We start from the raw sequence: 20,472 nt of genomic DNA on the forward strand, positions 1-20,472 counted from the left end.
GATACAGACAAAGCCACCCCCGTATTCGTGGGAGCGGCTGCGTATTTATGGTTTGATTTGCTTCAACAGCGCCTCGTTCAAGGCATTGACATTCACCCGCGGTTCGCCGAAAATGCTCAATTGGCGCCCTTGCTCCGCGTCGTCGATCAGCTTGTTCAGCGCGTCCGCGCTCATGCCGGTCGCCTTGCTGATCCGCGCGACCTGCGCTTTCGCCGCTTCCGGCGACAGGTCCGGGTCGAAGCCCGATCCGGAGACGGTCACGAGATCGGCCGGGATCTTCGCCAGGCCGGGATTGTCGGCCTTCACGGCGGCGACCTTATCGCCGATTTCCTTGACGTAATCCGTCGTGGCCACCGCGCGGTTAGAGCCGGCCGAGGCAGTCGGGTCATACTTCGCGTTCGATGCCCGGGGATGGAACAGCATCGAAGACTCGACGTTCTGGGCGATCAGCTTCGATCCGGTAACCGTACCGTCGGCCGCCGTCATCAGGCTTCCGTCCGCCTGCTTCGGAAACAGCACCTGCGCGAAGCCTGTCGTCACGAGCGGGTATACCAGTCCGCATATCAACATTAGCACGATGGAAAAGCGGAGCGCGATAAACATCGATTTCATACAGTGAGGACTCCTTTGCTTTCGTTTCTAGGCCAGGTTCAGGCCGTGCAGCACGAGATCGATGATCTTGATTCCGATAAACGGCACGATGACCCCGCCGATGCCATAGAGCAGCACGTTGCGCGCCAGCAGCCGATCCGCGCTCATCGCACGGTATTTGACGCCTTTCATCGCGATCGGGATGAGCAGCGGGATGACGATCGCATTGAAGATAAGCGCCGATAGAATGGCCGACTTCGGCGAAGCCAGGTCCATGATGTTGAGCGACTGCAGCTGCGGCATCGCGAGAATGAACATCGCCGGAATGATGGCGAAATATTTGGCGATGTCGTTGGAGATGGAGAACGTCGTCAGCGCGCCGCGGGTAATGAGCAGCTGCTTGCCGATGGATACGACGGATAGCAGCTTCGTCGGATCGGAATCGAGATCGATCATGTTGGCGGCTTCCTTCGCCGCCATCGTGCCGGAGTTCATCGCGAGGCCGACGTCGGCCTGCGCCAGCGCCGGCGCGTCGTTCGTGCCGTCGCCCGTCATCGCGACAAGCTTGCCTTCCTGCTGCTCCCTGCGAATGGCGGCGATCTTGTCCTCCGGCTTCGCTTCCGCGATAAAATCGTCCACGCCGACTTCCAGCGCGATCGTCGCGGCCGTCAGGGGATTGTCGCCCGTGCACATGATCGTCTTGATGCCCATGCCCCGCATCTCCGCGAACCTTTCCTTCAGTCCCGGCTTGACGGTATCCTTCAAATAGATGACCCCGTAAATCCGGTCGCCGATCGCAACCGCCAGCGGCGTGCCGCCTGCCTTCGCGATCCGGTTCGAGATGTCGTCCAATCCGGCCGGCACGCTGCCGCCCTGCGCCGCGATATGTTTCTTCATGGCGTCGACGGCGCCTTTGCGGATCTTCGTGCCATTCGCGAGGTCGAGACCCGACATGCGCGTCTCGGCCGTGAATTCGACCGGCTCGGCGGCCTCGTCGAGCGGATTCCCCGGCACCGCGCCCATCTTGAGCGCCAGCTCCACGATGGAACGCCCTTCCGGCGTTTCGTCCTTCAGGGAAGCGCGAAGCGCCGCTTCCGTCACTTCTTGGGCCGTCACGCCGCTGACGGGCGTGAATTCGGATGCCATTCGGTTGCCGTACGTAATCGTCCCCGTTTTGTCGAGGATCAGCGTATCGATATCGCCGGCGGCTTCGACCGCCTTGCCCGACATGGCCAGCACGTTGAACTGCGTGACGCGGTCCATGCCGGCGATGCCGATCGCGGACAGCAGCCCGCCGATCGTGGTGGGAATCAAGCAGACCAGCAGGGCGATCAGCGTCGCGATATCCAGCTTCACGTTCAAGTAATCCGCCATCGGCACCATCGTTACGATTACGATCAAGAAAATCATGGTCAGCACGGCGAGCAGCGTCGTCAAGGCGATCTCGTTCGGCGTCTTCTGCCGCTTGGCCCCTTCGACGAGCGCGATCATCCGGTCCAGGAACGACTCGCCGGGTTCCGTCATGACTTTGACGATGATAAAGTCCGAGGCTACCCGCGTACCGCCGGTGACAGACGAGAAATCGCCGCCGGCTTCCTTGATCACCGGCGCGGATTCGCCCGTGATCGCCGATTCGTCGATGGACGCGAGTCCTTCGATGATCTCGCCGTCGGTCGGGATGATCTCTCCGATATCGACGCGGACGACGTCTCCTTTGCGCAGCTGCGTGGAGGACACCTGCTTCAGCGAGCCGTCCTTCTGGACCAGCTTCGCCGTCGTCTCCGATTTGGTCTTGCGCAGCGTGTCCGCCTGCGCCTTGCCCCGCCCTTCGGCCAGCGCCTCCGCGAAGTTGGCGAACAGGACGGTGAAGAGCAGGATCAAGAACACGGCGATATTATAGCCCCGGCCCTCGCCGGAAGCGGCGAAGAGATCCGGCTTGATCGAGAGCAGCAGCGTAATCAGCGTGCCGACTTCCACGATGAACATGACCGGGTTCTTGATCATGACCGCGGGGTTCAACTTCTTGAACGCGTCGACGACTGCTTGAAAGACGATATCCTTTGAATAGGTTTTTTTGCTTGCCATCTTGGATCCTCCCTTAAAACTTGGTGAGTCAAAGGCACAGTGACCTGCGGTCGGTCTGGGTCTCCAATCGCTGTTGTAGTTCTATTTTCATTGATTATTTAAGTGAGTAGAGGTTGAAATTAGACTACAAAGGCGAACGCTGACGCTTTTCCGACTCCACACCGACTCTCCGGTCACTGCTCCACGTTCACATCGCCAAAACTTCAGACATGTCCGGACATCATTTCGGCATGGCCAGATGCTCCGCGATCGGTCCGAGCGCGAGCGACGGGAAGAACGTCAGCGCCCCGATGACGAGGATGATGACGAGCAGGATGCCCGAGAACAGCGGCGTGTTCGTCCGCAGCGTGCCCGTCGTGACCGGCACGACGCGTTTGACGGCCAGCGAGCCCGCGATCGCGATCATCGCGATAATCGATACGTACCGGCCGAGCAGCATGACGACGCCGATGCCGATATTATAGAAGTCCGTGTTCGCGCTCAGGCCGCCGAAGGCCGAGCCGTTATTGGCCGCGCCTGACGCGAAGGCGTACAGGACTTCGGACAGGCCGTGCATGCCGCCGTTGGCAATCGACGACTGCGCATTCGGACTGAGGAACGCGATGGCCGTCGGCGCCAGGATGATAAGCGGGTGGATCAGCAGGGCGATGGAAGCGAGCTTCACTTCCTTGCCTTCGATCTTCTTGCCCAGGAATTCAGGCGTCCGCCCGACCATCAGGCCGCAGATGAAGATGGCTAGAATCAGATACAGCAGACCATTGAGCAGCCCGACGCCTTTGCCGCCGAACACGTTGTTCAGCATCATCTCGGCCAGCGCCGTGAATCCGCCGAGCGGCGTGAGCGATTCGTGCATGTTGTTGACGCTGCCGGTCGTGGCCGCCGTCGTCACGGTGGTGAACAAGGCCGATTCCGAGATGCCGAAGCGTACTTCCTTGCCCTCCATGTTGCCGTGAACGCCCATGGCATCCACTGCGCCGACGCCGCGGTATTCGGACACGAACACCGTCGCCAGCATGGCCAGGAAAATCACGCTCATGGCGCCGAACAGCACCCAGCCCTGCTTTTTGTTCTTGATCATCAGACCGAATGCATAGATCAGCGCGGTAGGCAGCAGCATCATGCATAGGATATGAATCAGGTTCGCGAGCGCCGTCGGATTCTCGAACGGATGCGCCGCGTTGGTTCCCATCCAGCCGCCGCCGTTCGTGCCGAGATGCTTAATGGACTCGAGCGAAGCGATGAGGCCCCGCGTAATCGTCTGTTCTCCCCCGTCCAGCGTGGAGGCATGAACGGCGCCGAGCACCGTCTGCGGCACGCCTTGGAACACCAGGAACAACGCGACAAGAAAGCTTAACGGCAAGAAAATCCGAGTAATGGACCGGGTGACGTCGACATAGAAGTTGCCGAGCTCGTCCTTGCGGCCGGCCAAACCGCGAATGAAGGCGATCGCGACCGCGAATCCCGTAGCCGCCGACGTAAACATCGGAAACGTAATGGCGAGCAGCTGGGAGAGATACGACAAGCCGTTCTCGCCGCTATAGGACTGCCAGTTCGTATTCGTTATGAACGATACGGCCGTATTGAACGCCTGGCCCGCCGGCATGCTGCCGATTCCGTCCGGGTTCATCGGCAGGTGGCCTTGCAGCCGCAGCACTAGATAACATAAGATCAGCATGATGAAATTGGACAGCAGCACCGCGCCCAAGTAGCCGCGCCACCCCATGGACTCCCCTTCGCGAACGCCCATGATCCGGTAGATCAATCGCTCGACCGGGCCGAATACGCGGTCAAGCTTTGTTTTTTCCTGCGAAAATACGTTGACGAGATAGGTGCCTACCGGTTTGACCAGCAGCATGACGATCGCCAGCGTAACGGCGACTTGCAAGAATCCCATACCCATATCCAAATATCCTCCTCATTATCGAAGCAGCCGTCCCGGTTAAAACTTCTCCGGCTTCACCAAGACGAAACCGAGATAAACCAACAGTGCGATGGCAATGATGCCCATTGCGATCATGGCGATTCCTCCTAAACCTTTTTTGTGCCTTCCGCGTTCACGCTTTCTCGCAAAATTTCCTGAACCCCCAAAACAACGCGAACATGACCGCCGCCAAGACGATCATCGTAAAATCGTTCACCATACGCGCATCTCCTTTTTTGCCATTCTGCGTTTGTTAGGATTTCCCAATCGGAACATTATTACTCTGCTCCCGTCAGGAACGCGAAGCTTCCGGATGCGGCATGCACGATCCGGTCGGCGCCGAGACTCTTGTAGATGAGCCTGCCGTTCGTCCGGCTTGTGATCACAGACACCGGATGTCCGCTCCATGCACGAACCATGCGCACGTATCGGCAGCACAGCGACAGACTGCTCTCAAACAGAAACGACTGCCCCACGGGAAATCCCGGCGCGGCCCATATGTCCGAATCGATCGTATTGACGAGCAGGATCGTTCGGACGCCAAGCTTGGACAATTGCTGCCGCTCGGCGATGCTGTTCGTCACGGCCGCGAAGGGTACGCCCCTCGCAAGCAGCTGCTTGATGAACTGCGTGCCGGCTTTCGTCAAGGAGGCGGCAACGATCATCGTCGGCGGCGGATTCGTATCGGCATCCCGTTCGTTCACGTCCGCTTCCCCGCCTTTCGCTCGATCACACTGTCATCTTAATCCCATTTCCCATAAATTCGGGGTAAAGAGATGCCCGGATAGGCGTAAAAAAAACGTAAAAATTCGAATGCCAGGCTGGTAGGCGGTCAAAAAATGATGTAGGCCTCGGCATGCCGGAAGCAATAAGACGAATCGCGAAAGCAATCAGCCAGCGATGTCCTTGCGTCCGATTCGTCGCCCGGCGGGCGGATCAATGCGCGGATCGCCGTCATGACCGCAGCCGTTCGTTCATCGCCCCACGCTTCATGCTTCAAGAGCGTCGTTTGGAGCGCATCGCACAGGGTAAGGCCCTTGATCCGCTGAAAGGCGCAAGCCCACTGTACGAAATCTCCCTTCAAACGCATCTCGTGGAAGACGCCGACGCCGGATTCACCGTCCGCCGTGCTCACGATCAGCATGCCGCGGCAGTCGCCGCTGTCGTAGCCGGGAGGGAGCTGTCCCGATGCCTCTCGGTCAAACCGGAAGCATTCCAATCTCGCGATTCTCGTCGTGTCCAAACGCTCTTTCATCCACGCGCTCGTCTGTACCGCATACATGTTCGTTCACTCCTTAGTGGGATAACCAAAGAAACCGGAAGGAAGCGCATTTCTCTCTCCCGGCTTCAAGCTGGCGATGCGTTAATGTAAGGCCGATTTGCGAAGCTGATTCAAAGCTAATGAAATTCCGGTGAAAGATTCAAAGGGGCAGCGTGCGCAGGACTCCTGCAACGACATTGTGACCGGAGGGAATGGCCGGTGCTCCTTTGTTGATACTAATCGTAGGCCCGGCCGCGAAAATTGTAAAAAGGCTTTCCATCGCGCATAACGTGCTTCCCGGCCAAAATAAACGATGAAAACGCGATGATCCGATTGATTTGCGGACAATCTTGCAAATTGCTTCGCCTTGCTTCGGTTATCGCGCTAGTGAAATCGGCGTCCCCGCCAAATCCGAGTAGTTCTATTGAATATCGCAACTTAAAAGATTACAGTTAAAGAACGTAACCGTCCCCCTGTCCCTGCCGTAAACCCAATCCGCAAGGAGGAATTTACATGAGCACCAATTCCGCCAAAGCCTTATTCGAGCCCTTCCGATCCGCGAAGCTGTCGCTCGACAACCGTATCGTCATGGCGCCGATGACCCGCGGCTTCTCGCCCGGCGGGGTGCCCAGCGAAGACGTGGCCGCTTACTACAAGCGCCGTGCCGAGAATGGCGTAGGCTTAATCGTCACGGAGGGTACCTTGATTAACCATCCCGCCGCGGGCGCGAGTACGAGATGGCCGCATTTCTACGGCGCGAACGCGCTGAACGGCTGGTCCGGCGTCGTCAACGCCGTTCACGGGGCAGGCGGCAAAATCATGCCGCAGCTGTGGCATCTCGGCATCACCCGCAAACCCGGCACCGGCACGAACCCGGATGCGCCTTCCGTCGGTCCTTCCGGCTTGAACCTTGCCGGCGAACAGGTGGGCGAGCCGCTGACCGAAGCGGAGATCGCCGATCTGATCGCGGCCTACGCGCAGGCGGCGGCCGATGCCAAACGGCTCGGCTTCGACGGTATCGAGCTGCACGGCGCGCACGGCTACCTGATCGACCAGTTCTTCTGGGGCGTGACGAATACGCGGACGGACCGCTTCGGCGGGGGGCTCGTGAAGCGCACCCGTTTCGCGGCCGAGGTCGTCGAAGCATGCCGGCGCGCGGTCGGGCCGGACTTCCCGATCATGCTCCGCTTCTCGCAGTGGAAGGACGGCGCCTACGACGCCAGGCTCGCGAAGGACGCCGACGAGCTGGCACTGTTCCTGCAGCCGCTTACCGATGCGGGCGTCGATGTCTTCCATTGCTCCACGCGCCGCTTCTGGGAGCCGGCATTCGACGACGGCGTCGACCTGAATCTGGCGGCCTGGACGAAGAAACTGACGGGCAAACCGACCATCACGGTCGGCTCGGTCGGCCTGGACCTCGAGTTCACGCGGTTCTTCAAGGAGAAGAAGGGCGCAGGCATAACAGGCATCGAAGAACTGCTGGAACGGCTCGACCGAGGCGAATTCGACCTCGTCGCCATCGGCCGGGCGCTCCTCGGCGACCCCGCCTGGGCGGCCAAAATCAAGGAAGGACGCGAAAGCGAGCTGCGTCCATTCACGCCAGAGGCCACGCAGACGCTGTATTGATGGCAGAACAGGATGGATGATGGGCATCACGACAAAAAGGCAGTTCCCGATGATGAACCGGGAACTGCCTTTTTGTGTTTTTCACAACAGCCGAAAGACGAGCAAGTTCTGTAAAGCCCTTACTTCTCCACCGTGAACTGGTCCATCAGGTCGCCCGCCGTGACAGCGATATGCTCGAACGCCGCGTCGAGCTCCCTGACGCTCTCGGAGTGATGCGACATATCGCCTTTGATCCGCCCGATGTCGCTCGCGATTTCCTTCAGCCGCTCCTGGATGAGGCCGAGCTGCTCGCGGATGTTCTTGGAGGCGTCCCGGCTTTGCCCCGACATGCGGCGGATCTCGTTCGCCACGACCGAGAAGCCCCGGCCGTATTCGCCCGCGTGCGCCGCTTCGATCGAGGCGTTCAGCCCCAGCAGATTGGAGGTGTCCGCCAGCTCCTGCACGACGCCGATGATGGCCTGCACGTCGTCGATGTTCCGGTTCAACGTCTCCGACTTGCCCGACAGCGCGTCCATCTCGGCATTAATCTTGTCGAAGGCCGAGGCGATCTGGTTCGAGGTTGCCGTCATTTGCTCCACGGAAGCGGCGAGCCCCTCCGAGGAATCGCGAATCATGTCCATCTTGCGGCTCATCATCGCCGACGTCAGCACGCCGACGATTTCCCCCTCGAACCACAATGGCGCAGCCGTCCCGATGTATGAGACGCCGAACGCCTCCGGGCCCCGTTCCTCCCGGAATTCCCGGCCATGCACGAACGCCTTCTCCGAAATCGTATGGGCCAGCGCGGATCGCGGCGTGCCGACCGGAATTTCGACCGCGATCTCCGTCGTCTTGCGGTACGCGATCACCTTCTCCTGATCGATGAGAACGAGTGCCGCCTCTTCCGGATACACGCTTAACAACGTGTCCATCATGTTCATTACCGATTGCAAATACGCCTCTTTATCCATAACCATGCCGCGTTCGCTCCTCTACGTAGATGCACGTGTTGAATGTCCTACTTCTTATTTCGGTTTTTTCGCCGGCCAATGATATGTTTTTGCGAATATTTTTTGGAGGGACTTCGCAAACCTTCCCGACGGCATTCGCCATTGGCGGCGGTTCCTTATCGGCATGGACGGCATGCTGGACGCACAGATACATATTCGGCATTTTCAGAGGTGTACGGATCGCCGTTTTTTTGGTTCAATCAAAGTGTCCATCATGGAACATCATTCGATCGGAGGTTAGTGGCATGAGACTTGGAGGACCGATCATGGAGAAGACGGCGGATCCGCAGGAATGGGTCGCCGCCCATCGCCGCGAAGGATATACCGCTGCTTACAGCCCGGAATTAAAGCTCGGCCAGAGCGACGAAATCGCCGCCTACCGGAAAGCCGCGGCGGATGCGGAACTCGTCATCGCCGAAGTCGGCGCATGGAGCAATCCCATCAGTCCGGACGACGAAGCCCGGCGAAGCGCCATCCGTTACTGCCAGGAAAGGCTAGCGTTGGCCGAGGAAATCGGCGCGCGCTGCTGCGTCAACATCGCAGGCTCCCGCGGCGCCAAGTGGGACGGGCCGCATCCGGCTAATCTGTCGGACGACACGTTCGCGTTGATCGTCGATACGGTGCGCGAGATCGTCGACGCCGTTCGGCCGGTTAACGCCTTTTACACGCTCGAAACGATGCCTTGGGTATTCCCGGACACCGCGGACAACTACCTGAAGCTCATTGAAGCCATCGACAGGCCGGGCTTCGCCGTGCATCTCGATCCGGTCAACCTCATAACGAGCCCTCGGGACTTCTACTTTAACGGCGATATCATCCGCGAGAGCTTCCGCAAGCTGGGACCGTACGTCAAGAGCTGCCATGCCAAAGACCTCGAGCTGACCGACGAACTGACCGTCCATCTCGGCGAACGCCGTCCGGGACTCGGCGGCATCGATTACCGGACGTACCTGTCCGAGCTGGGAAAGCTGGACAAGCACATTCCGCTGATGTTGGAGCATCTGCCGACCGCCGAGGAATACAAACTGGCCGCGGGATATGTGAGATCGCTGCAAGCGGAGCTTGAGGGGCGTTAGACGCCTGGTCGACGCTCGGGCATCGACGATACGACTACGGCAGGACAACGGTGCGACGACGATGCGACTATGTGCGACTACGGTGCGAAGAGAGCCCCTGCAAGCAAATATCGTCATGCTAAAGAAAAACCTAACTGCCACAGCGCTAACGCTTGCACGAAAGGCTATTTAGCTCAAAATGCTCCCTTTTTATCGCTAACGTCTGCCAGGAGGCTTATTTCAAAATTTCCTGCGCAAATCAGCTTCTATTCGGCCAATAACGTCTGTCATAACCGTTAGATTTTTTTCAGTTGTATTTTTCGCGAAATAGCAACGCTGGCAAGCGTTAGGTGTCAGTCCGATTCATAGGGCACGTCCGGCAGCTTCCGCCGCTGGCTGAGCGCCCTGATCTGCAGCAGTTTCGCCGCAGCAAGAGAGCCATGAACCCCTTACGGGCATTCATGGCTCTCTTTTTCTCTTCCTTCCTCTCGCTTCTTACTTCTCTTTTGCCCGATCTATTCGTTCGCCTCATTCTGCGCAGCCGCGAAACCGCCGACCTGGTTCCAAGACGAGCCGTATGGCGAGTTACCGCCGCGATAAGGCAGCGTCACGACGCCGGCATCGCAGCGGACGATGCCCTTCTTGCTGCCGCAGATGAGAAGTCCCGTGTCGTCGAACAGCGTATCGGCCAGTTGATAGGCGTCGCCGGCGCGGTACGAGAATACGATTCCGCGGCGCGGCTTGCCGGACGCGTTCGCATCCGACCCATGCAGCGTCAAGCCGTGATGGATGCTGATTCCGCCGCTCTTCGGCGTAATGCAGACGATGTCGCCGGGATTCTCCGGCTGCTCCCAATACTGCCGCTCCTGACATTCCGCCGCGAAGCGGCCGTTCACCAGATGATTCAGCAGACCCAGCCGGTGGCTGCCCTTCACCATTTGCATGCAGCCGTTCTCCGGCGTCGCGTCGTCGAGCATGACCATCACCGACAGCAGGTCGGTATTCGTATGCGGGTAGAACGCGATATCCTGATGCCACGCGAAAATGCCGAGTCCCTTCGTCGGCGGCTTCGTCGCCAGCTTGGAATGCTGCAGCTCGATATCTTCCCCGAGCAAGGACTTCAGCTTGGCGACGATCGCCGGATGCTTGGCCAGCTTCAGAAACGCCGGGTGAAGCGCCGTAATGCCGAGCGCGTGGACCGTCTTGGTCTCGTAATCCTTTTGCGACCGCAATTCCACGATCTGCGGCTCCTCGCAGGCAAGGCGCAGCTCCCCGACCTCCTCCGCGGATAGAATATCGTCGAAAACGAGGAAGCCATCCTCCCCATACTGCTTGATTTCCCGTTCGGTCAATCCTTGCTCGATTCCACTGGTCATCATTCATCACTCCCGCGTTCGATTGCATAACCTACCCTTTCATCATAAAGGTGACAGGATTGCGCCGCTATAATAGACTGGGTATAAAATATCAGAATTCCGGGAAAGGTCGTGTTCCCCGATGAACGGGAAACTGGATTTCTTCTTGTATCGCAGCCACGGGGCGAGCACCTATGTGGAGTTTCATAAACATAGCTGCTTCGAGCTCGTATATTATGTTTCGGGGGTCGGCGTGATGAAGCTCGGCGGGCAATCCCTGCATTACAAGCCAGGCACGATAACGCTGACACGTCCCAACTACATGCATGACGAACGCCACGACGAGGCGACGGAGGTCGTCTTCTTCGGCTTCCTCTACGACGACTTCCCCGTACGGCTTCAAAACGGCCTCATCCCGGACACCGAGAACCGCGCGATCCTCTCGCTCATGATGACGATGAAAGAGGAGCTCCTCGGCCAAAAAGCGCATTACGCGCCGCGCGTCAATCTGCTGCTGAACGAGGTCATCCTGCTGCTCGGACGCCAGTCCGAAGCCGCATCCGTGCAGGACGACCATCGTCCGGAACGGCTCTTCTACGCCAGACGGTACATGGACGAGAATTTCACGCAGCCCTTTCAGCTTCGAACGCTTGCGGAGCTGTCCGGCTACAGCGAGGATCATTTTCGCCAGTTGTTCAAGGAACAAACCGGACTGCCGCCAGGTCAATATATCCTGCACAAACGGCTGCACGCGGCCAAGGATTTGCTCCTGAACTCGGCGGTTCCGATCAGCACGGTCGGCGTGGATTGCGGCTTCTCCACGACGTCGCAATTCATCGAGCTGTTCAAACGCGCCTTCGGCGTCACGCCCCTTCAGTACCGCAAATCGCGGTAGATCGGGTAGCGCTAGAACAAGCGCGCGGCAGCGGGACGTATATTTGGTTGCGAATAGGAAAAAACGGGTATGAAGAGTGCAGAGCAGCACAGTAGTCCATTGAATGGAGGTCTCGTCTACCCATGACCAAATCGAATGATCGACAAGGAAGCGTACACGGCAAAGTCGCCGTTATCACGGGTGCCGGCTCAGGCATCGGACGTGCCGCAGCGCTGCGGCTGGCGGAGGAGGGCGCGCGCATCGCGCTCGTCGACGTGAAGGAAGAGCGGGTCGCGGACGTCCGGAAGCGAATCCTGGACGCGGGCGGCGATGCCATCGCGATCGAGGCCGATATATCGAAGCCGGAGGATATCGAGAGCGCAATCCAAGAGGCGGCGGGCAAATGGGACCGGCTCGACATCGTGTTCGCCAATGCCGGCGTTAACGGCACCCTGGCGCCGATCGAGAAGATGACGCCCGAGGATTGGGATACGACCCTCGATATCAATCTGAAGGGCACCTTCCTAACCGTCAAATACGCCATTCCTTTCCTGAAGAAGAATGGCGGCAGCATCGTCATTACGAGCTCGATCAACGGCAACCGCGTTTTCTCGAATTTCGGTTTCAGCGCGTACAGCACGTCGAAAGCGGGACAGGTTGCTTTTATGCAAATGGCTGCTTTGGAGCTGGGGCAGTACGGCATTCGCGTCAACGCGATCTGTCCGGGCGCGATCAAGACACATATCGATCAGAATACGCATCCGACGCCGGAGCTGGAGGAGATCCGTATTCCGGTCGAATTTCCGGAAGGCGACCATCCGCTCGGAGACGGCCCCGGCCGTGCCTCCCAGGTTGGCGACCTCGTCCTGTTCCTGGCTTCCGACGCATCGAGCCATATTACCGGCACTCCGATCTTCATCGACGGTGCGGAATCGCTGCTGCACGGTTGATGAGTCGGGACGATGTTTGCGGCGATGCAGTGCGCGGGGCGCTCCTCTCTTGCTCGTCGGGCCCAACCGCGCTCGCGAACCATCGGCCAACGAACCAACCGCCTAGCGAAAGCCGGCAAACCAAAAAACCTTCCTCCACAACTGTGGCAGGAAGGTTTTTTGCTTGCTGCGCGCCGGCAGGCGCCATCGCAGCTGCTTGCCCGGCGCCTTTATAACGACGACTGCGTCCGCTCCGGCTCGATGCCGTAGCGCTTCAGTACCCGCTTCACCGCGTCGAATTGAATCGGCTTCGCGAGGAAATCCGCCATGCCCGCTTCCAGGCAGCGTTCTCTATCGCTTGGCAGCACGTTCGCCGTCATCGCCACGACGATCGGCGCTCTGCCCGGCGGCGCCGAAGCGAGCACGCGCCGCGTGGCCTCGAGCCCATCCATGACAGGCATCCGCATATCCATAAGGATAAGATCATAATTGCGATTAAAAGCCAAATCGACGGCATCGCTGCCATTGCCGGCGACATCGGCGGAGATGCCCAGCTTATCGAGCAGCGACAGCGTCAGCTTCTGGTTGATTTCATTATCGTCGGCGACGAGTACGGCGGCGCCTCCGGCTCTGTCCGCGGTCGTCTTGGACGGCTGCGCGTGAGCCGAAGCCTGCCCATGCTCGGATGGTTCGACATCCGAACCCGAACCCGTGAGCTCGGCTTCATAAAAAGATCCGAAGGATTCCCCCGCCAGTGCGGCGAAGCTGCCCTCGTCCGCGGACGGATCATGCTGGGACGCCGGCCACGCCTGCAGCTGCACGGTGAAACGGAACGTCGTGCCTGCGCCCGGGACAGAACTCACGCCGATCGAGCCGCCCATCAGCTCGACGAGATTTTTGCAGATGGCGAGGCCGAGGCCGGTGCCTTCGTATTGCCGCGTAAGCGACGTATCGACCTGCGAGAACGGATGGAACAGCAGCGGAAGCTTATCTTCCGCGATGCCGACGCCGGAATCGGCCACGATGAATTCGATCAGCACCGACTGTCCGTGAACCGCAAGCATCTTCGAAGTGACGGTAATGGAGCCCTCCGACGTGAATTTGAAGGCGTTGCCGATCAGGTTAACCAGCACCTGGCGCAGCTTGATTTCATCGCCCACCAGCAGCTCCGGCATCGCCGGATCGGCTTCATACGTAAGCGTCAGCCGGCTTTGCCGCGACTTGGCCGTGAACAGGTCAAACGTTTCCGCGATCAGCAGCGGAAGCTTGAACGGCAGCTTCTCGACCTCCAGCTTGCCGGACTCGATCTTGGCATAATCCAAAATATCGTTGATGACCGACAGCAGCGCCTCTCCGCTCTTGCGGATAATGTCCGCGTATTCCCGCTGCGCGCCGTCGAGCTCCGTATCGAGCAGCAGGCCCGCCATGCCGAGCACGCCGTTCATCGGCGTGCGAATCTCGTGGCTCACCATCGTCAGGAAGTTCGTCTTCGCCCGCGCTGCGACTTCCGCCGTATCCCTCGCCGCCATCAGCTCCTGCTCGAAGCGATTCCGCTCCGTCACGTCAACGACGGTGCAGGCGTATACCCGCTCCTCGTCGATCGTCGCGACGCCGATCTGGATCTCCGCCGGGAAACGGCTGCCGTCTTTGCGGATCGGATTCAGCTGCCTGCGTTCGGACAGCGCGGCGCAGACGGCTGCCCCGCTCTCGAACGGAATATCGGCCGATGCTTCGATCCCGCGCGCACGGAACCATTCGCCGTGCTCTGAAGATTGGCCGGCTTGACCGGGCTGCTGCTTATTGCCCCCGGCACCGTTCTTCGCGGGCGCGCCTCCTTCGTGAGTACGGTATGACCCGCCTTCGAAGCACGGAATAAGCATCGTGACCGGATGCCCCAACACCTCGTCCTCCCGGTACCCGAACATCGACTTGATCGCGGGGTTTACCGTCAAGATGATGCCTTCCTCGTCGAAGGTCATCATCGTATCCATGCTCGTCTCTTGGATCGCGCGCGTAAGCGCCTGCGACTTCGTCAGCTGATACGTCGTCATCATGAGCTCGCGATTGCTTCGTTCGAGCTCCATCGTCTGCCGCTGCAGCAATTCGGCTTGCAGCTGCAGCGTCTTGTGGCCGACGTACATCCGGACGAAGCCTTCGATCTTGGCTTTGAGAATTTGCGGCACGAACGGCTTCAGCATGTAATCGATCGCGCCGGCCTCGTAGCCGGTGAAGAAATGCTCCGCTTCCTTGCTTGTCGCGGAGATGAAGATGATCGGCGTCTCCTGCGTTTTCTTGCGCGACTTGATCAGCCTTGCCGTTTCGAAGCCGTCCATCTCGGGCATCTGCACGTCCAGCAGAATGACGGCGAACTCATCCTTCAGGAGGCAGCGCAGCGCCTCCGCGCCAGACAGGCATTTGACGAGATTACAGTTCAAATCTCCCAGCACTGCTTCCAGCGCTAATAAATTATCCGGGTGGTCATCCACCAGCAATATGTTAACCGGTCCATCATAAGCGATCATAACTGCCCCTTCACCTTCCCCTTGCATGGATACCGCTTGGCGCTGCCTGCCTCTTGCCTAGTCTCTCGAATATGCGCAACAACCAGCATTGCAAGCCTTCCCGGTTATGATTTGATTTTACGGTACAGCCGGCTGTGCGCATCGAGCTCCTCGTAAGCTTTGGCATGCCGCGTGAAATTAATCGATTCCTTCGTGCCCAAGGCCAGGATCCCGAAGGTGCTGAGGCTGTCGAAGAGCAGGCCGTGCACATGGTTCTGAAGCTCCTTGTTGAAATATATCATGACGTTGCGGCAAAATATGACGTTGAATTCGTTAAACGAGCGGTCCGTCACCAGATTATGCTGCGCGAATACGATATTGCTCTTCAGTTCGCTCTGGAACAGCACGGAATCGTACTTGGCCGTATAGTAATTGCTGAACGATTCCTTGCCGCCGGCCTCGATATAATTGCGCGTGAAGATCTGCATCCTCTCCAGCGGGAACACGCCCTCGCGCGCCGTCTCCAGCACGCGTTCGTTCATGTCCGTCGCATAGATACGCGTCTTATCGTACAAACCTTCTTCCTTCAGCAGAATCGCCATGGAGTAGACTTCCTCGCCGGTCGAACACCCCGCATGCCAGACGCGGATAAACGGATAGGTTCGAAGCAAGGGCACGACCCGCTCGCGGAAAGCCTTGAACACCTCCGGATCGCGGAACATCTCCGTCACGTGGATCGTCAAGTCGGCTAACAGCCGGTTCATGACGGTCCGGTCATGCAGCACCCGCTCCGTCAAGGAGGTAATCGTCGGGAGCCGCTCCGCGTTCACCCGATGCCAGATACGGCGGCGGATGGAAGAGAACGCGTAATTGCGAAAATCATAGCCGTACAGCTGATACAGCCCTTCGAGCAGCAGGTTGATCTCCACTTGTTCCCGCTCGCTGGCTTTGTTTTGTTCGTTGTCGTCCTGCATCATGATAGTCTCTTCTCTCTTCATTTCTTCGATGACGTCTTGCATATCGTTATTGATATAACCACACCCTCATCAAGGATAGCAGCTGATCGATATTCACCGGCTTGGCGATATAGTCGGAAGCGCCGGCTTCGATGCATTTGTCGCGGTCTTCTTTCATGGCTTTGGCCGTAATTGCGATCATCGGCAGCCGTTCGAAATCCGCCATCGCGCGGATATGCCGCATCGTCTCGTAGCCGTCCATCTCCGGCATCATCATATCCATGAGAATGAGCTGCGTCTCCGGATGCTGCTGCAGCATCTCCAGCGCCTCGCGTCCGTTCTCGGCGAAATGAATGTTCATCTTATAGCCTTCGAGCGCGCTCGACAGGGCGAATACGTTCCGAATGTCGTCGTCGACGATCATGATCGTCTTGTCTTCGAAAATCGTCTCCACGCTGTGAAGCTTCCGCAGCACGCTGCGCTTCGCCTCCGGTAAATCCGCCACGACGCGGTGGAGGAACAGCGTCGTCTCGTCGAGCAGCCGTTCCGGCGACTTGACGTCCTTAATGATAATGGTTCCTGCGTATTTCTTCAGCTGGATCTCTTCCTTCTTGTCGAGATCGCGGCCGGTATAAATAATGATCGGCAGCTCGCGCAGCTTCTCGCTCTTGCGGATGTTGTCCAGCAGGTCGAAGCCGGATATATCCGGCAGCCCCAGATCGAGCACCATGCAGTCGTAATGCTGCATCTCAAGCTCATGGAGCGCCTCCGCTCCCGAAGGGACGGCCTTCACGACGACGTCCTCGTCGCCGACCAGCTCGATGATGCCCGTTCGCTGCGCGGCGTCGTCCTCGACGACCAGCACGTATTTGAGATCGCGGTCCAGGAAGGATTCAATCTGCAGGAACAGCTGATCCAGCCGTTCCTTCCCGGCCGGCTTGCGCAGGTACGCGATCGCGCCCATGGACAATCCCTGCTGTACCTCTTCCATAACCGAGATCACATGCACCGGGATATGACGCGTATCCGCATCGTGTTTCAGATGATGCAGCACCGACCAGCCGTCCATGACCGGCAGCATAATATCGAGCAGGATCGCATCCGGCTTATAATGTCTCGCATCGTTCAGCCCGGTATCGCCCTGCACCGCCACGATGCCCTTGAAGCCGCGCGACCGCGCCATATCCAGCAGCACGCGGGCAAAAGGCCCGTCATCTTCGATAATGAGGACGACGCGATCCTCCGGCCCGATCGCGTTCCGGTCGTCCTCGATCTGAACGATCTCGCGGCCATGACCGGAATCCGTTCCATTCTCGCGAATGGCCAATCCCGGAGCTGCTTGCGACATACCTGTCCGCGCATCCTGGTTGCCGGGCTGTGCAAGCATCGCTTCGACGGCCTGCTCGCCGAGCCTGTGATCGTCGTCCGCATAGACCGTACCGCCGTCGGACGTCGGCGCGACGTAATACTCAGGCAGGTACAGCGTGAACGTGCTGCCCTCGCCTTCTCTGCTCTCCAATTCGATCGTTCCTCCGAGCAGGCCCGCCAGCTCGCGGCTGATAGCAAGGCCGAGTCCCGTTCCGCCGTAAATGCGGCTTGTCGTGCCGTCGACCTGCTGGAACGCTTCGAATACGAGCTGCTGCTTCTCGGCTGCGATGCCTATGCCGGTGTCTCGTACCTCGAAGGCCAGCATGCGTCCGCCCTCCGCCGAGAGAACGGCTTCCCCCGGCCGCGCGTTCCGTATCGCCAAGCTGACCGAGCCCCGATGCGTAAATTTAATGGCGTTCGACAACAGATTCTTAAGAATCTGCTTGACGCGGTGGCTGTCGGAGTACAACCCTTCTGGAACGTCCTTCGCGACGTTCACATCGAAGACGAGCCCTTTCTGCTGACTCATCGGCCCGAAGCTCCGCCGCAGCGACTGGGTCAGATCCGCAAACGGCACATGCTCGGTCACTACGCTCATTTTGCCCGCGCCGATCTTGGATAAATCCAATATCTCGTCGATCAGCTTCAACAGGTCGCTGCCGGACGAATGGATCGTCGAAGCGAATTCGATCTGTTTGCCGTTCAGATTGCCTTCCTTGTTATCTTTGAGCATTTGGGACAAGATAAGCAGACTGTTGAGCGGCGTGCGAAGTTCATGCGACATGTTCGCAAGGAATTCGGATTTGTACTTGGACGACAGCGCCAGCTGCACGGTTTGGCGCTCCAGCGCCGTCTTCGTCCGTTCGATCTGCTCGTTCTTCTGTTCGGTGCTGCGCATCTGCTGCTCCAGCAAGTGCGTCTTCTTCAGCAGCTCTTCGTTCGTCTGCTCCAGCTCTTCCTGCTGGCTCTGCAGCAGCTCTTCGGAATTCTTGAGCGTGCGCGTCTGCTCCTCCAGCTGGTCGTTGGAACGGCGCAGCTCTTCCTGCTGCGACACGAGCTCCTCGGACTGCACCTGAAGCTCTTCGCCGAGCGCCTGCGATTCGCGCAGCAGCTCCTCGATCCGCAGCCGGCCGAACAGATTGTTCAGCAGGATGCCGAGTCCTTCCGACAGCTCGTGCAGCAGCTCGCGCTCCCTGCCGCCGATCGGCTTCAGCGAAGCCAGCTCGATGACGGCCAGCGGCCTGTTCTGGTACGTGACCGGCAGGAGCATCAGCGTTTGCGGCTGCGCCTCGCCCATGCCGGAGCGAATGCGAAGGTAGGAAGGCGGCAGCTCCGTCAGCTCGATCGGCTCGCCGCTCCGCGCGCACTGGCCTACTAAGCCTTCGCCGAGCTTGAATTGCTCCTCGAAGGCGGATTCGCCCTGCGGCGCGTACGCGCCATAGAGCCGAAGCTTGTTATCCTCGCCGAGCCCTTCGCGGATGTAGAGCCCGCCGTAGACAGCGCCGACGATCGGCACGAGCCTCTCGATGAACGCGCTGCCCATCTGTCGCAGCTCCATCTGATCCTGCATGGCGACCGTCGTGGAAGCGAAGTTGGACTTGACCCATGCTTCGTCCTCGACCTTCTTGTTATAGACCTGCTCGATGGCCGTCTTGCGCTCCAGATCGTCGGCCAGCGAGAAGAACGCCTTGGCCACGGCTCCGAATTCGTCTCCGGTCTCCGACCGTTTGCGCAATGCCGGATCGCTGATCCCGCGCGCATAGGCGGAGATCATGTCGGCCAGACGATTCAGGCTGCGCGTCACGCCGGTAATGTTCCAGAGCATCGTTCCGATGCCGATCAGCATGCCGAGAACCATGGTCGTGACCATGATCATCCGCGTGCTGCGATTGGCGTCGACGGCCGACTGGACGGCCTGGTCGGTGGCATGCCGGTGGAACTCGGTCAAATCGTCGATAAGATTGACCGTCGTCTCCTGGCCGACGATGCCTTCCTTCTGTCTTAGCGCAACCGCTTCCGCCGTCTTGCCTTGCCCGATCAGCCGCTTCACTTCGGCCGCGTACTGAAAATAGGCGGTAAAGGCGCGCTCAAGCTCGCTTAGCGAACCGCGTTCCGTCTCGGTCGAAGACAATCGTTTCAGCAATTCGAAATCCTGCCGCGCCTGCGCGGGCTCTTCGGTCAACGACGCCTCGTTCTTAGCCAAGCTCTCGGCTGTCGGCATGGTCAGGACGTTCGTCACGCTCTTGGCCACGTTATTCACGGAGCCGCGCAGGTCGTAGGCGGCCATCAGCTTCTGATACCGGTTGCCGTAGACTTCGTCCAGCTTGCCGCCCAGCATGGATATGTTATTCAGGCTGGCGATCGATATGAAGATTAATACGAGCATCATGACTATAAAACTGATCGTCAGCTTTGTTTTTGTTCTCATATGGCGTACCCCACCCGATGATTCCCCTTTTTTTGTCGCGCGCGCGCCTGCGCGCGAACGCTGTATTATCGAAACGTGCGAACAGGCCGCGCGTCCTAAAGGACGGCGACCTTTTCACATCGGTCATTTTCAATGGCCAATACTTGGTTATTGCATATGCTGCGCTTTCTAATGGACGTTCGTAATAACGAGTACACGACCGCGATCAAGCTCCTCTTCGTAACGTTCCGCTTCCATGTCCGACAGGCCGATCGACGTCAGCTTGGAGCGAATCTCATCGCCCCGCGACTTAAATACATTCGCCATCGCGTTGAACATGCCTTCTTCCTTCATGCCGATCTCGTTGGCATCCGCCGCCTCGGACAACGACTTCGTCTGACTGCTGTCATGAGCAAGGACGAAAATGTTCTCCTGCCTGTATCCACGCCGGTTCAGCTCTTGAACGGTATGCAGCGCATCCATCGCCGTCGGTACAATTTGAACGCTCGGTTTCATCTGTTGCATGGGAATCCCTCCGCTTTTCAAATGGATTT

General features: G+C 58.9%; 16 protein-coding genes and 1 pseudogene. 4 read left to right on the plus strand and 13 right to left on the minus strand.

Annotated elements, in window-relative coordinates; all coding sequences use genetic code 11:
* Window positions 1-45: 45 nt before the first annotated feature.
* The 6 genes from kdpC to GT003_RS25875 form a co-directional block, all read right to left on the minus strand.
* Window positions 46-612 carry a potassium-transporting ATPase subunit KdpC gene (gene kdpC / locus GT003_RS25850; RefSeq protein ID WP_161703439.1) on the minus strand — a complete coding sequence of 189 codons (567 nt, stop codon included), beginning with the start codon at window positions 610-612 and terminating at the stop codon, window positions 46-48.
* A 27-nt stretch (window positions 613-639) separates the two neighbouring features.
* On the minus strand, window positions 640-2,676 hold the full coding sequence (kdpB, locus tag GT003_RS25855; RefSeq protein ID WP_161703441.1) for a potassium-transporting ATPase subunit KdpB: 2,037 nt from the start codon (window positions 2,674-2,676) through the stop codon (window positions 640-642).
* A 220-nt stretch (window positions 2,677-2,896) separates the two neighbouring features.
* A complete protein-coding gene (gene kdpA, locus GT003_RS25860) occupies window positions 2,897-4,570 on the minus strand; it encodes a potassium-transporting ATPase subunit KdpA (protein WP_161703564.1) in 1,674 nt (557 codons plus the stop codon).
* Window positions 4,571-4,615: 45 nt separating this feature from the next.
* Window positions 4,616-4,693, minus strand: a complete 78-nt coding sequence (locus tag GT003_RS33185; protein ID WP_161703566.1) for a potassium-transporting ATPase subunit F — start codon at window positions 4,691-4,693, stop codon at window positions 4,616-4,618.
* 182 nt (window positions 4,694-4,875) lie between these two features.
* Window positions 4,876-5,301, minus strand: coding sequence for a hypothetical protein (locus GT003_RS25870; protein ID WP_338046021.1), 426 nt, complete (start codon window positions 5,299-5,301; stop codon window positions 4,876-4,878).
* A gap of 128 nt (window positions 5,302-5,429) precedes the next feature.
* The gene (locus GT003_RS25875) at window positions 5,430-5,879 is read right to left on the minus strand and encodes a hypothetical protein (RefSeq protein WP_161703443.1); all 450 of its coding nucleotides are present in this window, start codon (window positions 5,877-5,879) and stop codon (window positions 5,430-5,432) included.
* 492 nt (window positions 5,880-6,371) lie between these two features.
* Here GT003_RS25875 and GT003_RS25880 point away from each other — a divergent pair, with 492 nt between their 5' ends.
* Window positions 6,372-7,484 (plus strand): NADH:flavin oxidoreductase, encoded by a 1,113-nt coding sequence (locus tag GT003_RS25880; protein ID WP_161703445.1) that lies wholly within the window; start codon window positions 6,372-6,374, stop codon window positions 7,482-7,484.
* A 119-nt stretch (window positions 7,485-7,603) separates the two neighbouring features.
* On the opposite strand, the gene GT003_RS25885 is transcribed toward GT003_RS25880, so the two are convergent.
* A complete protein-coding gene (locus GT003_RS25885; protein ID WP_161703447.1) occupies window positions 7,604-8,440 on the minus strand; it encodes a methyl-accepting chemotaxis protein in 837 nt (278 codons plus the stop codon).
* Between the two features lie 278 nt (window positions 8,441-8,718).
* On the opposite strand from GT003_RS25885, the gene GT003_RS25890 reads away from it, so the two are divergent.
* The gene (locus GT003_RS25890) at window positions 8,719-9,549 is read left to right on the plus strand and encodes a sugar phosphate isomerase/epimerase family protein (protein WP_161703449.1); all 831 of its coding nucleotides are present in this window, start codon (window positions 8,719-8,721) and stop codon (window positions 9,547-9,549) included.
* A gap of 494 nt (window positions 9,550-10,043) precedes the next feature.
* Here GT003_RS25890 and GT003_RS25895 read toward each other — a convergent pair whose 3' ends face one another.
* Window positions 10,044-10,904 carry a phytanoyl-CoA dioxygenase family protein gene (locus GT003_RS25895; protein ID WP_161703451.1) on the minus strand — a complete coding sequence of 287 codons (861 nt, stop codon included), beginning with the start codon at window positions 10,902-10,904 and terminating at the stop codon, window positions 10,044-10,046.
* A gap of 121 nt (window positions 10,905-11,025) precedes the next feature.
* Between GT003_RS25895 and GT003_RS25900 the strand changes: the two genes are divergently transcribed.
* Window positions 11,026-11,778 carry an AraC family transcriptional regulator gene (locus GT003_RS25900; protein ID WP_161703453.1) on the plus strand — a complete coding sequence of 251 codons (753 nt, stop codon included), beginning with the start codon at window positions 11,026-11,028 and terminating at the stop codon, window positions 11,776-11,778.
* 122 nt (window positions 11,779-11,900) lie between these two features.
* Complete coding sequence (locus GT003_RS25905) at window positions 11,901-12,707, plus strand: SDR family oxidoreductase (RefSeq protein WP_161703455.1); 807 nt, start codon at window positions 11,901-11,903, stop codon at window positions 12,705-12,707.
* A 209-nt stretch (window positions 12,708-12,916) separates the two neighbouring features.
* On the opposite strand, the gene GT003_RS32690 is transcribed toward GT003_RS25905, so the two are convergent.
* The 5 genes and pseudogenes from GT003_RS32690 to GT003_RS25925 all read right to left on the minus strand — a co-directional run bounded on the left by GT003_RS32690 (window position 12,917) and on the right by GT003_RS25925 (window position 20,443).
* Entirely contained in the window at window positions 12,917-14,215 is a 1,299-nt protein-coding gene (locus GT003_RS32690) for an ATP-binding protein (RefSeq protein ID WP_275589204.1), read from the minus strand.
* 36 nt (window positions 14,216-14,251) lie between these two features.
* Window positions 14,252-15,205: pseudogene (locus GT003_RS32695) on the minus strand (response regulator); the annotation flags it as partial.
* 107 nt (window positions 15,206-15,312) lie between these two features.
* Window positions 15,313-16,164, minus strand: a complete 852-nt coding sequence (locus GT003_RS25915; RefSeq protein WP_161703459.1) for a CheR family methyltransferase — start codon at window positions 16,162-16,164, stop codon at window positions 15,313-15,315.
* A gap of 46 nt (window positions 16,165-16,210) precedes the next feature.
* Window positions 16,211-19,939 carry a response regulator gene (locus GT003_RS25920; RefSeq protein ID WP_161703461.1) on the minus strand — a complete coding sequence of 1,243 codons (3,729 nt, stop codon included), beginning with the start codon at window positions 19,937-19,939 and terminating at the stop codon, window positions 16,211-16,213.
* 168 nt (window positions 19,940-20,107) lie between these two features.
* Window positions 20,108-20,443, minus strand: a complete 336-nt coding sequence (locus tag GT003_RS25925) for a YflT domain-containing protein (protein WP_239566112.1) — start codon at window positions 20,441-20,443, stop codon at window positions 20,108-20,110.
* Window positions 20,444-20,472: the final 29 nt, after the last annotated feature.

This window comes from Paenibacillus sacheonensis, assembly GCF_009909195.1.
Classification (GTDB): Bacteria; Bacillota; Bacilli; order Paenibacillales; family Paenibacillaceae; genus Paenibacillus_Z; species Paenibacillus_Z sacheonensis.

What these genes read in the sequence shown, in the direction of transcription:
- GT003_RS25915 (WP_161703459.1), bottom strand. Translation starts at nt 16,164, where the DNA reads ATGATGCAGGACGACAACGAACAAAACAAAGCCAGCGAGCGGGAACAA.
- kdpB (WP_161703441.1), bottom strand. Translation starts at nt 2,676, where the DNA reads ATGGCAAGCAAAAAAACCTATTCAAAGGATATCGTCTTTCAAGCAGTC.
- GT003_RS25895 (WP_161703451.1), bottom strand. Translation starts at nt 10,904, where the DNA reads ATGACCAGTGGAATCGAGCAAGGATTGACCGAACGGGAAATCAAGCAG.
- kdpA (WP_161703564.1), bottom strand. Translation starts at nt 4,570, where the DNA reads ATGGGATTCTTGCAAGTCGCCGTTACGCTGGCGATCGTCATGCTGCTG.
- GT003_RS25890 (WP_161703449.1), top strand. Translation starts at nt 8,719, where the DNA reads ATGAGACTTGGAGGACCGATCATGGAGAAGACGGCGGATCCGCAGGAA.
- GT003_RS25880 (WP_161703445.1), top strand. Translation starts at nt 6,372, where the DNA reads ATGAGCACCAATTCCGCCAAAGCCTTATTCGAGCCCTTCCGATCCGCG.
- GT003_RS25900 (WP_161703453.1), top strand. Translation starts at nt 11,026, where the DNA reads ATGAACGGGAAACTGGATTTCTTCTTGTATCGCAGCCACGGGGCGAGC.
- GT003_RS25920 (WP_161703461.1), bottom strand. Translation starts at nt 19,939, where the DNA reads ATGAGAACAAAAACAAAGCTGACGATCAGTTTTATAGTCATGATGCTC.
- GT003_RS32690 (WP_275589204.1), bottom strand. Translation starts at nt 14,215, where the DNA reads ATGGCGGCGAGGGATACGGCGGAAGTCGCAGCGCGGGCGAAGACGAAC.
- GT003_RS25925 (WP_239566112.1), bottom strand. Translation starts at nt 20,443, where the DNA reads ATGCAACAGATGAAACCGAGCGTTCAAATTGTACCGACGGCGATGGAT.
- GT003_RS25905 (WP_161703455.1), top strand. Translation starts at nt 11,901, where the DNA reads ATGACCAAATCGAATGATCGACAAGGAAGCGTACACGGCAAAGTCGCC.
- GT003_RS33185 (WP_161703566.1), bottom strand. Translation starts at nt 4,693, where the DNA reads ATGATCGCAATGGGCATCATTGCCATCGCACTGTTGGTTTATCTCGGT.
- GT003_RS25885 (WP_161703447.1), bottom strand. Translation starts at nt 8,440, where the DNA reads ATGGTTATGGATAAAGAGGCGTATTTGCAATCGGTAATGAACATGATG.
- GT003_RS25875 (WP_161703443.1), bottom strand. Translation starts at nt 5,879, where the DNA reads ATGTATGCGGTACAGACGAGCGCGTGGATGAAAGAGCGTTTGGACACG.
- kdpC (WP_161703439.1), bottom strand. Translation starts at nt 612, where the DNA reads ATGAAATCGATGTTTATCGCGCTCCGCTTTTCCATCGTGCTAATGTTG.